Below are 12398 nucleotides of genomic sequence, written 5' to 3'. Positions count from 1 at the left end.
GCCACGTTACCTTCATGAGGCCGCGGAACCGCGCATAACGGTGCCCGTGCAGCTGTTTGGCATCCGCAAACGAGCGCTCCACCGTCTCCTTGCGCCGCTTGTAGATCGCCTTGCCCCACGGCGTCTTGCGGTAACGGTCCGTCCGCTCGCGCGCCTCCGCCCACACATGCCGCGTGATGGTGCGCACCGCCTTCGCATTGCTGGTGCAGGAGGTCCGCAGCGGACAGTCCCGGCAGATTGCCGGATCGGACCGGTAGTGCCGGTAGCCGTTGCGGTCGGTGGTGGCATAGCCGAGCAACTGGCCCGCCGGGCAGCGGTAGCCATCGGCGTCCTTCTCGTAGATGAACCTCGACTTGCGCATCATGCCCTCGCGCGGCGGGGTCGGATTGCGATAACCGGTGACGCCCAGGATATGGCGTTCCTCCAGCCCACGGGCGATGCCTGCCGTGGCGTAGCCGGCATCAAGCCCCACCGCCCGCACATCGAAGCCGAAGCGCGCCCGCTGGCGGTCGAGCCTCTCCAGATAGACGATCGAGTCATGCACGCTGGCCGGCGTCACATGGGTATCGGTGATGAGATGTCCTGCGCCACCGTCGTGCCGTTGAAGCGCCGCCTGCGGTTCTGGCTCAGCGTTGAGGCGTCGAACACAGGATCGGTGAGCTTCAGCCGCAGGAACCAGCGGTAGGCGACATTGACCTCGATCTCGCGCACAAGCTGGCGCTCCGAGCGGATGCCAAACAGGTAGCCGACGAACAGCGCCTTGAACATCAGCGTCGGATCGAGCGGCGGGCGGCCATTGTCGGCGCAGTAGAGCCCCGCCACGCGGTCATGGATGAAGGAGAAGTCGATCACCGCGTCGATCTTGCGCAGCAGGTGATCTGCTGGAACAAGGCTCTCGAGCGTCACCATCTCGATCGCCGTCTGAACTGGAGCAGGTTTCTTCAACATGCCCCAGTGAATCAAAAACCTCCGGCTAACGCCAGAGGTTTGTCAGCAGTCTGAAGGGGGCTTCGGCCCCCTTTTTGTTATGGGACGTTCTCCGCAGGCGACTTCCACATGCAAGATTAGTTGTGTGCTGGGCCTGTCAGGAGTGTCATCCGAGTCCATATTTGATAAAACGACATCGTGCTTCGGATCGAGAAGCGGTTGCCTAATGGCGGCGGTGGTCTGAACGCACTGGAGCAGGCAGTCATAGCCGCCTCTGTTGCTAGGCGGCGTAGATCTGATCTGGAGAAGCGCATGGAGGAATTGCGTCTCAAGTCCCATACTCGCCAGGCCACGTGGCGACGGCAAAACCCCGAGAAGTACCTTGCCCACGTGACGGTGCAGAGGGCACTTGCCAGCGGAGAGCTGGTGAAAGGGCGGTGTGATATCTGTGGCAACCCGTCAGTGGACGCTCATCACACCGACTATGCGCAGCCACTAAAGGTCCGCTGGTTATGTCGGCAGCACCATGTCCGGCTTCATGCCACAGGCTGTGAGGGGGACCTATTTCCGGTTCGCAACTAGAGCGTCGCAATAGTTTGCGCTTGTTGTTTCACGCAGCCCGTCGATTTAACGTGAGGAATGCACGACAAAAAGGAAGCCACATGAGCGAGAGCGACAACATAGTGATCGGATACCACGGGTCTTACCGAGAGATCACGCAGTTCTCGGCGCTCAGATATGAAGGTGTTGGCGGTATCTACTTTACGCTCGCGGCCGACGTGGCTTGGTCGTACGCGAAAGATGCCTACATCGACGAGGACAATGTTCCGACGGTAATGACAGCGAGCTTGCGTATTCGTAAGCCATTTCCGATGACTGGTATCGAGTCCCAGGAGCTGACAATCGAGCGAATAGCTGAACTGAAGGCCCAAGGGTATGATGCAGTCTATGGGATGACGGCCCCCGGTGAAGAGGTCGTCGAAGTCGCTGTTTTCGATCCAGACCAGATCGAGATCACTGCGGTCGAAGCGCGTTCAGAACCAGAGCCGTCTCTGCCAAGGTTCTAAATACCATCGCGGTAGAGAGCTAAGCCTGTCTTGCCTTGCGGGCAGCTTCGCGCGTTAACTTCCAAAGTGAGCGCTCCCCATCACCGCCTCCACACCACATTGTGACCCTCTCTCGATCGGATGTCATCGCCTGCTCCGCTGCGGTTAAACGGACTTGCTGATAAGATCGTGCCACTCAGGTCACCCTGATGGAGGGCGCATGATGTGGCGCAACAGCGAAGACGGCTATGGGCTGGTGGCGATCCTGTTCCACTGGATCGGCGCGTTTCTAGTCATTGGCCTGCTGGTGCTCGGCTATGGAATGGTCCGAACCAGCGACATGCTGCTGCAGTTCAACCTGTATCAATGGCACAAGTCCCTCGGCTTCCTCGCGCTCATCCTGGTGACCCTGCGCCTTGTCTGGCGGATGGCGAACCCCAAGCCGCGCGAGCTCCCCGAGCTTCTGCCCCTTGAGCATCTGGCCGCCCGCAGTGCGCACAGGGCGCTCTACCTGATCCAGGTGCTGGTACCGCTTGCAGGGTGGGCGGTGGCGTCCGTGTCGCCGCTCGCGATCCCTACCTTCTTCTTCAATCTGGTGGTGATCCCGCATCTGCCGATGTCGGCTTCCGACGAGGCGGAGACCTTCTGGGCGACGGTCCATGCATCGCTCGCCTATGCGGCGGCGGTGCTGATCGCGGGGCACGTTGCGGCGGCTCTTCTCCATCACTTCGCAGCACGGGACGACACCCTGCGGCGCATGGTGCGTCCGCTTGTGAGGGAGAAACGTGCCGTCATGAGGAGATTTCGATGAAAAGCCTTTTGATCGGGTGGTTGCTGGTGCTCGGCTTGCCGGGATGGGCCGCAGCCGACGAACTGTATGAGGCCGCAGGCCGCTATCAGATAGATCCCTCCTCCAACATCACCTTTCTCGTGTCACAGGTGGGCGGGGGGCGGGATCAACGGCCGCTTCGACCGCTTTTCCGGCAGTTTCAACCTGGATGGGAGAAACCTCGGCCGCTCGAAGGTCGAGTTCATCCTTTTTCCGGAAAGCGTGAGCACCGGGCAGAGCCGGGTGGACAACTTCCTTCGCTCCGACGCCATCTTCGACGTCGCCCAGTACTCGCAGATCACCTTCCGCTCGACGCGAATTTCACGCACCGCCGAAAACGAAGCCATCATCGAAGGCATTCTCACGGCCAAGGGAAGATCGCGAGCCGCGACCTTCCGCGCCCAACTTCAACAGCGGAGCGCGGGCAGCATCGCCTTCCGTGTGTTGGGCGACATCTACCGGACCTTCTATGGAATGGATGCCGGAACGCCGATCTATTCCAACATCGTGCATTTCGACATGGTCCTGCACGGCAGGCGGTCTTAGGAGCAATTCCAGGAAAAGTGGAAGCCTGTTTTCCGTTCGGAGTTGCGCTAAAACAAAGACTTAGATCATTTCAGCGTTTCAGTGAAATACTGACATGATCTAGCTGCCACAAATCGTCGGCAGCGCCACCGAGGCGGACGAAGCTTTACTGCCCCACGGCAGCAGCGTCTTTCGCCCGCTTGTTTTCATACATCAGCAGGTTGGCGCGGCGGGCGACGGCGGTCAGCCGTTCGCCTGGCTGAGACGTGGCGCAGCCGATGGAGAAATTGAGCTCCATCTGCGAATAGTATTGGTCGTTAAGCTCAACCAGCTTGAGAGTATCAAGGGTATACGGAAATTATGGAACAGCAAACTACACGTTCGTTGTCGGCGAGACTGGATCACTAGATATCGAGGACTATGAATTCCCTGACGCAAATGTCGGTGAAGTCTACGGACCTCACTACCTTTCTGCGTCGGGCGGGAGCGGAGACTACGAATACGAAGTTACTGGCGGCTCCATTCCAGGCAGCTTAAAACTGAACCGCGACGGAGTAGTTTCGGGCAGGCCTGTGGCTGTTGGACTCTATACCTTCACCGTCGGCGTGCAAGATCGCGACGACGTCAGTCATGCGACAGGTTCAGCCACCTCCCTTCCACGCTTAAGATGAGAAGCCCCGTCACCGATAGGCGCTGCCATCGGCTGCACGTGCCGGGTTGCCGACATAAACGCCCTTTTCAGGCACAGCGATCTTGTCGAAGTTCCGCGCAAGCTCATCCAGAGCGCGGCGCATCTCCGGCCCTTCCAAAGCGGGGCCGTGTCCCGTGACCACGAGCTCGGGTTCGAGATCGGCCAGCATTTGCACGGATGATAGAGCGCTTGGCCAGTCGGGGGTAAAATACATCGGTGGGCCATGCATTTCGGGAGCCTGGGTTGCCACGGCGTAGGCAGATTCCTGGCGCGTCGTGATGAAGGCATCCCCGGCGATCAGCACCTTGTCCGCCTTCCGCCAAAGCGAGATGTGTCCCGGAGCATGACCCGGCGTGTGGAGCCACTGCCAACCAGGCAGATCGGGAATGCCACCGTCCGGGGGAAGTATCCTGAGCCTGCTGCCCACATCGACAGGGCTAGTCGGATAGAACGAGGAGAGCCGCGCCATCAGACCGCCGCCGACACTTGGATCCGGGTCGGGATAGGATGCGCTTCCGTTGAGGTAGGGCTCTTCCAGGGGATGCGCGTAGACCGGAACATCCCAGTGCTCCGCCAGTTCTTCGAGCGCTCCCACATGGTCAAAGTGCCCGTGCGTCATCACGATCGCGGCGGGACGTGCCCCGACGCCAAACCGTTCTTCGGCGGCCTGCATGATCAAGCCTGCAGTACCCCTCAGCCCCGCATCAACCAGAACCCACTTGCGGTCGCCCGCGCCGGGAAGGCCGATATAGATAACATTGACGATGCCAAGTCGCCGGTAAGCAATGTCGGGTGCGATCTCATGTGTATGGTCTTTCCGTGCAGCGTCAAGTCGCGCGTCAAAGGCCTGCTGGTCGCGGTCGAGGGGTATCTGAGCCATCAGGGAGTTCTCCTTTTTCCACCCCAACATGGGCAGCTGGTGATGGTTCCAGTGACGTGGAGAAGGCCTTGGAGCATCGAACTCCTAGCACCTGATGGCAGCGGAGGCCCCCCGCACCTCCGCGCACCAGACATCAGCTGACAAGGATGTAGACCACCTTGAGCGTGTCCGGTTCAACAATGACGATCCGGCCGTCGGGCAGCAAGAAGAACTCGTAGCCTTCGTAAGCCGGAACGATCTCTACAATTTTCGGTGGAAGCGGGCGAAGCTTGATCGTGCGTGGGACTTCAACACCGATGTTGACGTTCACCTCAGTCGTTACGGGCTCGACATCGACCTCAGTGATGACCTTGCGGATTTCCACCTGCTGTTCACTGGAAATTTCGACATTGGTCGAACCTTCGTCGGACTTTTTCACCTGCCCCGGAGCGGCCTGCTGGGCATCACCCGGTTCGCCGGACTTCTGCTGCTGTCCTGGTGCGGCTTCGGTTGCCGAACCCGCCTCGCCACTATTTTGCATCTGACCTGGGGCTGCTTCGCTGGCAGAATTGTCGTTCGGTTGCTGACCGGCTTCTCCGCCACCGCTGGCAGGTGCATCGCTTGCGCTGCCGCCGGACGATTCCGCTCCCGAAGAACCGGGCGAGGTCGATTGAGCATCGGCACCGCCTTCCGAGCTGGCGCCCGGCGAAGCAGCGTCGCTGCCGGTCGCGGCGCCACCCTGGGCTGAGCCGCTACCTTCTGCGCCACCGGATGGAGCCTGATCACCCTGAACAGGGCGCGGAAGTTTGTTGTCCTGCGCATCCTGCGCCATGACCGGCATTGCCAGCAGGGATACGCCAGCCAGGAAGGCAGTCGTGAATACGACTGGATTAAGCTTTTTCATCGTAATTCTCCGTTCAAAAGAGCGCGCTCGTTCAGTCATCACTGAATGATATGGATGACCTTGCGGGTCTCAGGCTCGACAACCAGGGTGCGATCGTCGACGACCACGTAGCTGTAGGGCAGGTCCTGGGCCTCGATCCTGTGAAGCTCGACTGTTTCGGGCAGCACTGCACCGACAGAAACTTCAACATCCTTCAGTTCGATTGGCTCGATTGGATGGGCGGTTACATATTCACGGATGGTGATTTCCTGGGCTGGCTCGATCACCACCGTCTGAGCGTGAAGCGTAGTGGCGATCATCGCCGCCAAGGTCGCAAAAGCTAGTGTTTGACGTTTCACAATCATTCCTTTCATCGCTGTACTTCCGTGTGGAAGCTGCGAGGCCAACCTGAGCCGCGAGCCAGAGTTCCGGATCTAGGACCGATGCGGCGTCATGTGGGGCGAAGGACCGTTAAATGACTGGGCCTTTGGTCCCAGAAAACGCGACGCAGAAGGCCGTAGCTGAGCTTTGCAGGAACGAACGGGGTCTGCCGGCGCTTGGCGCTACAAAAGGAAAGGACCCCATCATGGACAAGAGCATCTATCAGGCCCGCTGGATTCTTGGACCGCTGTTCTGCTTGTGTTTTGGAATTTTCGTCGGCATCGGTATGATAGGCGGTTAGCACCGCAGGCTGGAAGAAAGCGTCAACGCGGCAGAAGGCCATTGCTGCGGACAAGTCATTAAGGATGGAACGTGGCCAGAATTTCTCTACCCGCTCTTTGGCCGGCTTTCATCGTTGCCAGCCTTGCGCTCGTGATACTGCCTTGGCCTCCCTCAGGCACGGATATAGCCTTCGCGCAGGGAAACAGCGGTGGGAATGGTGGCGGCAACGGTGGCAACAACGGTGGGGGAAACAGCGGCGGTAACAATGGCAACGGCGGCGGGAACTCCGGTAATGGCGGCAGCCAAGAGAGCAATGGAAACAGTGGCAATAACGGGAACGCCGGGAATGGCCGTGACAGCAACAGCGCAGGTGGTAGGAACCAGGGCGCGGCAGGAAACCGAGGCACCGCGAGCGGTAGTAACAACGGAAGAGCTGGTGCGGGCACGCAGCGTTCGATCACGCATAGCAATGGAATGACCGAGACAATCCGCAATGGGCGCTATGAGATGCGAGACGCGCAGAAGCGCGTCATCGTCAATCGACAAGCGACGATTATCGATTATCTCCGGCTCAGGCGATGAGCATCGTCGTCTCGCAAGAAGCTCGCGGCAATCATCGCGGCTTCCGTCCGGTTTTGCGCCTTCAGTTTGGAAAGAACGTGGGACATGTGATGCTTCACGGTCTTTTCCTGCAGGTTGAGCTGCTTGGCGATCTGTTTGTTGCTGAGACCGCTGGTGACAAGCTGCAGAACCTCACGTTCCCGTTCGGTCAGCGTCTGGAGCGGATTGGTGCTGGGCCTGCCTTGCGTCAGATCTGATAGAAGGCGCGCCGAAAGCGTCGGCGACACGTAAGTTTCACCGGCCGCAATCAGCCTCAAAGCTTCGGCAAGGCCGCGGGCTCCGATGCCCTTCAGAATATAGCCCTTCACGCCGGCACGCAGAGCAGCAGACACGTCATCGCTGGATTCCGACACGGTCAGCACCACCACCTTTTGTGCGGGGTTTGCCCTCAGGATCGGTTCCAAAGCTGCCTTGCCATCGCCTGGCATGGAGAGGTCGATCAGGAGAATGTCCGGCTTCGCCATGGCAGCTATTGCTATTGCATCGTCGCAGCTGCTGCCTTGCGCAACGACGCTGAAATGGCCCATCGCTTCAAGACTGCCGACCACGCCCTCCCGCAGCAACGGGTGGTCGTCAACGATCGCGATCGAGATTCTCGCGGTCATCCTGCTCCTCCTGAAGAGTAAGTTCCATGGTAAGACTGGTACCAGACGGCCCAGTCGAGAGTGAGAACCTTCCCCCGAGACTCTCGATCCGATCGCGTAGCCCGGATAGGCCAAGGCTGTCATTGCCGATAGTGTCCGGGTCAAATCCTGGCCCGTCGTCACTGACATTGATCACGAGGCTGGAAGGGGCGGACGAGCCTGTCACGGTCAACTTCGCGCCGGGCGCATGAATATGCCCGTTGTTCAGGGCTTCCTGAACAAACCGGTAGAGGCATATGCGGTGGGGCAGCGGCAAAGCATTGGTCAAGGGACCAAGCTGGTGTTCCACCTTGCAGGCTGTCCGCTGTTCATGGGCCGTGATTGCTTGCTCAATGATTTCTGCCGGGGTGGCGCTCTCCAGTTGCGGCAGGACGAGGCCGTGGCAGATGGCGCGGATTTCACCCATGGCATCATTGAGGATTGATCGAATTGCAGTCACCTCGCGCTGGCGCAACGTCGGAGACGCCCCCTCCTCCAGCACGAGGTCGCTATCGAGCTTGAGGGACGCGAGGGCGACGAGCTGGGCAGGACCGTCATGGAGGTCGGCTCCCACCCGACGCAGAAAGCGCTCGTTTCGAGCAACCGCGCGCTGCGTGGCCGTTTGCACCCTGTTGTGCAGGGTGCGGTTGGCTTCCAGCGCCTCGGTAAGGTCGCGCACCCTCAAGCTGAGGTCGGAAGCCTGTCGGTCAATCGTGCGACTGGCACGATAGACGATGGCGAAGAGCGCGAGGAAAATCAGCAAGACGGCTCCGGCCACGGCCATCCAGCTTGTCAACAATGCCTTGCGCAAGGTGCCCTGAAGGTCGCCGGCAAGCTCATAGAACTCGATCACGGCGACAACCGTGCCCGACCATGGCTGGCGGATCGGGTTATAGATTTCGAGCAGAGGGACATCCTCAACGCCACGGCGGATTCCGAGATGGTCGTATCGATCGTAATTCGCGACGAGCTTTCCCATGAACGCGCTTTCAAGATGTTCGCCCACGGGAAATCTGCGGCCAATCAAATTAGCCTTGTTTGAATAGAGGATTGTTCCGTCTGGCCCCCACAGCCGCATTTCTACGAGCTGGGAACCAAGCGCCCCGTGCTGCAGGGTTTCGTCAAGCGCGCGCCGCACGACAGCGTCGAGTTCAGTCGCTTTTTGTATGTCGGGCAAGAGGGGCGCGATGACACTGTCCACGTAGAGCGCTGTCGTCGCAGCCGCATTGCGTGTGACTTCATTGCGGATCAGGCTTGTAACGACACCGCCTATAATGGCTACGGCTACCAGGCTGATAAGCATCCCCAGCAGGAGAAACTGCTCCAGGAGCGATCGTTCTGACCACCCTCGGCGGAGGTGGCCGACAAGGTTCCCCTTGCTGGATGAATCCGGAGTGGTGCCGAAAGCATCGCTGTCAGCCTCGCCTGGGGCTAGTTGTGGTGGTGCTTCGTTCAAGAGAGCAGCCCAATGCGTGTACACCGCTGGGGAACGTACCAGACAAGGGTCTGTTCCACCTCGAATAGACCTAGCGAAGCGCATAAAGATACGCCGCGATATCGCGGGCTTCCTGTTCCGATATGCCTGTGGAAGGCATGGCCGTGTGCGGCACCATCTCGCGGGCGGATCGAAGGAAGCGGATCATGTTCTCGCTGGTGTTCGGCACCACGCCGGCGATGTAGAGCCTCTGCGAGAGCGTTCCGTCAAGGCGCGGACCGACGAGGCCCTGCGCACCCGGTACGCCGGGAATTGTATGGCAACCACCGCATCCATTGGCGAGCATCACCGGAACTGCGCGCTCGATCCTGCCGCCCGTCGCCAGCTCCACCTGTTGGCGAATTCGGCTGTCTCGGTAAACGAGTATTCCGGCTGTAATCAGCACTGCAAGGCAGACCAGAGCCAGGCCAATCCAGCGCACCACGCGCGGAGTGGTTCCCGCGCTCCCGGTGAAACCGTGCCGTTTCGGTTCTAGGCGAGCAGCTTTGCCATGCGGTGAGCTCAGCAACCAGTACTGTAACGTTATGAAGCCCACCATTCCGGCGACCGCCAGCCCAAGGGGACGGAGCATGTTTCGGTCCGGCGCTTTGCGCCTAGCGGGTGCGGAGCGCATAGGAGCCTCCCGATTGATCGATCTGCCGTCTGCCGCTCTCCCTGATCCAGAGGCCGGCCACCCAGAGTGCTGCGGCTCCATAGATCAGGCCGGCTGGCACCCACATGAGGAGCCCGGCCAGCTGCTGGTCTTCGAGCGCCGTCAGACCCCAGAGCTCGGGAGTCAATGTGTTGGACGGGTACCATAAGCGGGGTGAAAACAGGAGCAGCACTCCAAGAAAGGAGGTGTGGAGCGAGGTGAGAAACAGATGCAGCACCGACATGCCCAGCCGTGTCCCACTCCTGTGCGGAAGCATCACCCACCAGAACAACAGCGCGCTGGCAAGGAAGCTCGCATGCTGGAGATAGTGAAGCGGGCCTTCCCTGAGCGCGGCACCTGCAGATCGAGCGGCACAGAAGCAAGCATCACGCCCGTGAGCCCGCCAGCCACAAAAATGAAGAAGAACCCCAGCACGAAGAGCAGCGGAGTCTTCAGGATGGCTCGCCCTTCCCAGAGCGTGGCGAGCCAGCAGAAGATCTGCAGGCCATTGGGGATCGCGATCAGCATGCTTGAGGCCGTGAAGAAGCTTGCACCGAGCTTGGGCAATCCCGTGGTGAACATGTGATGGACCCATAACCCGAAGGACAGGATGCCGACGGAGATCAGGGCGAGCACCAGCGGCAGGTATCCGAACACTGGTCTGCGGGCGAACGCCGGAATGATCATCGATACCATTCCGGTTGCCGGCAGGAAGATGATGTAGACCTCGGGGTGGCCAAAGAACCAGAACAGATGCTGGAAGAGCAGTGCGTCGCCACCTTCGACCGGATTGAAGATATGCGTGCCGACCAGCCGGTCGAGGATAAGGAAGGTCGAAGCGATCATGACGGCCGGCATGGCGAAGACGATCACGAAGGATGTAACCAGCATGGCCCAGACATAGAGCGGAATGCGGTCGAGCGACATGCCCGGAGCCCGCTGCTTGAACACCGTCACGATGGTGGCCACGGCGACGGCAAGCGAAGACACTTCCGTATAGGTGATCATCTGCGCCCAGACGTCCGCCCGTTTGCCGGGTCCGAATTCAGGCCCGGAGAGCGGCACATAGCCGAACCAGCCCACGTCCGGCCCGATGTTGAGCGCGAATGACACCCAGGCAAAAATGCCTCCTGAAACATAGATCCAGTAGCTGAAGGCGGTGAGCCGTGGGAACGCGATGTTGCGCGTTCCGACCATCAGCGGCACCAGATAGATGCCCGTCGCCTGCATGATCGGCACGGCGAACAGAAACAACATCGTGATGCCGTGCATGGTGAAAAGCTGGTTGTAGAGGTCCGGGCCGATCAAACCACGCTCTGGGCCGGAGAGCTGCACACGCATCGCCACCGCGTTGAGCCCACCAAGGCAGAGAAAAACAAATGCCGTGATGAGATAGCGCCGTGCGATCACCTTGTGATCCACGCTGGAAAGCGCACCCACCAAGCCCTTCGGTGCATCCCAGGTCTTTGCCAGCCAGTGCCGCAGGGCTTCGGCCTCGAGTTCATCGTCGCGGACCCCGTGACCTTCCGGCATGACATCGGCGCGGCTCATTTGAGCGTCTCGACATAGGCGACAACGTCCTAAGCGCGGAAGAAAATGGAGCTACCAGTCAAAGTCTCTCTGTTCGTCAGCATGCTCTCGCTGCGTGACGCCGGTCAAGTGGTAACGTCGAACCAGGCGGCTTCCACCGGCAAGGGAAAAGGTCTCGTCCATAGCAAACACAGGGTACGCGCGCTGGCGGCCCTCACCGTCCTCAATACGAGCTTCTGATCCAGGTGGAAGACCCAAGCATTATCTACAGGGTCATCAAAGCGATGCCCTCACGGCTCTAGCTGAGAGAGGTTCTTCCACCTGGCACCCGCCCTTCGACGAAGGGCCGGTAGTCGGAACCGCTTTTGATGACCGCGTGTACAACACGGGCCATCTTGGCGGTAATGGCAGTCAACGCCTTGCGGCGCAGGTCTGGATTGTCGCGATCTTTCGCGATGTAGCGCTCGAACTTGTGCCTGAAGCCATTCTCACGCTGGCGGATGGCAACCTGCCCAGCGATCCACAGAGCGCGACGCAGTCGAGCGTTGCCGAACTTCGACAGCCGGGTCTGACCGCGGTATTGGCCAGATTGCTGGGTCGAGAGGTCAAGTCCGCAGAATTTGAGAAACTGACGATGATGGTGGAAGCGGCGCAAATCACCGGCCTCGGCAATGATCGTCAGCGCAATGATCGGTCCGACGCCAGGGATCTGCCGCAGGAGTTGGTAATCCTGGCTGTGTCGTAACAGTTCATCAGCCTGTGCTTCGATCTCGTTGCGTTGCCGGATCAGGCTGCGGGCTTCAGCCACAACCATGCGGAACATACGAACGGCAGGAGCCTCAAGCGGTAGCGGCAGTCCGATCGATGTGCTCGCGGTCTCGTAAATATCCATGAGAATCTGTGTCTTACTGACCTTGCGGCCGACGACACCCCAGGCAGCTTTAACGAACTCCTCCTTCGACAACACCACGATGCTTGCAGGTGTTGGAAACGCGTCGAGAAAGGCGAAGAACCAATCACTGCGGCTATTACCCCGAAAGCGTTCGATCTCAGGAAAATATAGAGGCAGGTAATG

Annotated in this window: 14 protein-coding genes and 4 pseudogenes; 6 read left to right on the top strand and 12 right to left on the bottom strand. The window is 59.8% G+C overall.

Going from position 1 to position 12398, the window contains the following annotated elements; genetic code table 11:
• A pseudogene (locus IEX27_RS20630) lies at positions 1–948 on the bottom strand (transposase); the annotation flags it as partial.
• A 291-nt stretch (positions 949–1239) separates the two neighbouring features.
• Here IEX27_RS20630 and IEX27_RS21505 point away from each other — a divergent pair.
• The 4 genes from IEX27_RS21505 (at position 1240) to IEX27_RS20615 (ending at position 3348) form a co-directional block, all read left to right on the top strand.
• Entirely contained in the window at positions 1240–1509 is a 270-nt protein-coding gene (locus IEX27_RS21505) for a hypothetical protein (protein ID WP_244630487.1), read from the top strand.
• Positions 1510–1589: 80 nt separating this feature from the next.
• Positions 1590–1994, top strand: coding sequence for an ADP-ribosyltransferase-containing protein (locus IEX27_RS20625; RefSeq protein ID WP_188722961.1), 405 nt, complete (start codon positions 1590–1592; stop codon positions 1992–1994).
• 199 nt (positions 1995–2193) lie between these two features.
• Positions 2194–2784, top strand: a complete 591-nt coding sequence (locus tag IEX27_RS20620; protein ID WP_244630486.1) for a cytochrome b — start codon at positions 2194–2196, stop codon at positions 2782–2784.
• 93 nt (positions 2785–2877) lie between these two features.
• A complete protein-coding gene (locus IEX27_RS20615; RefSeq protein ID WP_308642641.1) occupies positions 2878–3348 on the top strand; it encodes a YceI family protein in 471 nt (156 codons plus the stop codon).
• Between the two features lie 145 nt (positions 3349–3493).
• On the opposite strand, the gene IEX27_RS21595 is transcribed toward IEX27_RS20615, so the two are convergent.
• Positions 3494–3625 carry a hypothetical protein gene (locus IEX27_RS21595; RefSeq protein ID WP_280516506.1) on the bottom strand — a complete coding sequence of 44 codons (132 nt, stop codon included), beginning with the start codon at positions 3623–3625 and terminating at the stop codon, positions 3494–3496.
• A gap of 34 nt (positions 3626–3659) precedes the next feature.
• Between IEX27_RS21595 and IEX27_RS21690 the strand changes: the two genes are divergently transcribed.
• The gene (locus tag IEX27_RS21690) at positions 3660–3998 is read left to right on the top strand and encodes a putative Ig domain-containing protein (protein ID WP_373869904.1); all 339 of its coding nucleotides are present in this window, start codon (positions 3660–3662) and stop codon (positions 3996–3998) included.
• Between the two features lie 9 nt (positions 3999–4007).
• Here IEX27_RS21690 and IEX27_RS20610 read toward each other — a convergent pair whose 3' ends face one another.
• The 9 genes and pseudogenes from IEX27_RS20610 to IEX27_RS20570 form a co-directional block, all read right to left on the bottom strand.
• On the bottom strand, positions 4008–4901 hold the full coding sequence (locus IEX27_RS20610) for an MBL fold metallo-hydrolase (RefSeq protein WP_188722965.1): 894 nt from the start codon (positions 4899–4901) through the stop codon (positions 4008–4010).
• A 130-nt stretch (positions 4902–5031) separates the two neighbouring features.
• Positions 5032–5781 (bottom strand): DUF1236 domain-containing protein, encoded by a 750-nt coding sequence (locus tag IEX27_RS20605; protein ID WP_188722960.1) that lies wholly within the window; start codon positions 5779–5781, stop codon positions 5032–5034.
• Between the two features lie 38 nt (positions 5782–5819).
• Positions 5820–6134 carry a DUF1236 domain-containing protein gene (locus tag IEX27_RS20600; RefSeq protein ID WP_244630485.1) on the bottom strand — a complete coding sequence of 105 codons (315 nt, stop codon included), beginning with the start codon at positions 6132–6134 and terminating at the stop codon, positions 5820–5822.
• Between the two features lie 460 nt (positions 6135–6594).
• Positions 6595–6969, bottom strand: a complete 375-nt coding sequence (locus tag IEX27_RS20595) for a hypothetical protein (RefSeq protein WP_188722959.1) — start codon at positions 6967–6969, stop codon at positions 6595–6597.
• Between the two features lie 14 nt (positions 6970–6983).
• On the bottom strand, positions 6984–7649 hold the full coding sequence (locus IEX27_RS20590; protein WP_188722958.1) for a LuxR C-terminal-related transcriptional regulator: 666 nt from the start codon (positions 7647–7649) through the stop codon (positions 6984–6986).
• Positions 7618–9123 carry a sensor histidine kinase gene (locus IEX27_RS20585; protein ID WP_308642640.1) on the bottom strand — a complete coding sequence of 502 codons (1506 nt, stop codon included), beginning with the start codon at positions 9121–9123 and terminating at the stop codon, positions 7618–7620. Before IEX27_RS20585 ends, IEX27_RS20590 begins: the two co-directional genes overlap by 32 nt.
• Before the next feature lie 70 nt (positions 9124–9193).
• Entirely contained in the window at positions 9194–9586 is a 393-nt protein-coding gene (locus IEX27_RS20580; RefSeq protein WP_244630484.1) for a c-type cytochrome, read from the bottom strand.
• Between the two features lie 169 nt (positions 9587–9755).
• Positions 9756–10091 (bottom strand): annotated as a pseudogene (locus IEX27_RS20575) (cytochrome c oxidase assembly protein); the annotation flags it as partial.
• A 56-nt stretch (positions 10092–10147) separates the two neighbouring features.
• A pseudogene (locus IEX27_RS20570) lies at positions 10148–11326 on the bottom strand (cbb3-type cytochrome c oxidase subunit I); the annotation flags it as partial.
• Between the two features lie 63 nt (positions 11327–11389).
• Between IEX27_RS20570 and IEX27_RS20565 the strand changes: the two are divergent.
• On the top strand, positions 11390–11563 hold the full coding sequence (locus IEX27_RS20565) for a hypothetical protein (protein ID WP_188722957.1): 174 nt from the start codon (positions 11390–11392) through the stop codon (positions 11561–11563).
• Between the two features lie 36 nt (positions 11564–11599).
• Here the strand turns inward: IEX27_RS20565 and IEX27_RS20560 are convergent.
• Positions 11600–12398: pseudogene (locus IEX27_RS20560) on the bottom strand (IS110 family RNA-guided transposase); the annotation flags it as partial.

It is taken from the genome of Nitratireductor aestuarii, from assembly GCF_014641695.1.
GTDB classification, from domain to species: domain Bacteria; phylum Pseudomonadota; class Alphaproteobacteria; order Rhizobiales; family Rhizobiaceae; genus Chelativorans; species Chelativorans aestuarii.
This window is presented reverse-complemented; position numbering and strand designations above follow the sequence as displayed.

Bases quoted from the DNA above. Each gene is read 5' to 3' on its own strand.
- IEX27_RS20625 (WP_188722961.1), top strand. From the start codon at position 1,590: ATGAGCGAGAGCGACAACATAGTGATCGGATACCACGGGTCTTACCGA.
- IEX27_RS21505 (WP_244630487.1), top strand. From the start codon at position 1,240: ATGGAGGAATTGCGTCTCAAGTCCCATACTCGCCAGGCCACGTGGCGA.
- IEX27_RS20600 (WP_244630485.1), bottom strand. From the start codon at position 6,134: ATGAAAGGAATGATTGTGAAACGTCAAACACTAGCTTTTGCGACCTTG.
- IEX27_RS20620 (WP_244630486.1), top strand. From the start codon at position 2,194: ATGATGTGGCGCAACAGCGAAGACGGCTATGGGCTGGTGGCGATCCTG.
- IEX27_RS20565 (WP_188722957.1), top strand. From the start codon at position 11,390: ATGGAGCTACCAGTCAAAGTCTCTCTGTTCGTCAGCATGCTCTCGCTG.
- IEX27_RS21595 (WP_280516506.1), bottom strand. From the start codon at position 3,625: ATGGAGCTCAATTTCTCCATCGGCTGCGCCACGTCTCAGCCAGGCGAA.
- IEX27_RS20590 (WP_188722958.1), bottom strand. From the start codon at position 7,649: ATGACCGCGAGAATCTCGATCGCGATCGTTGACGACCACCCGTTGCTG.
- IEX27_RS20605 (WP_188722960.1), bottom strand. From the start codon at position 5,781: ATGAAAAAGCTTAATCCAGTCGTATTCACGACTGCCTTCCTGGCTGGC.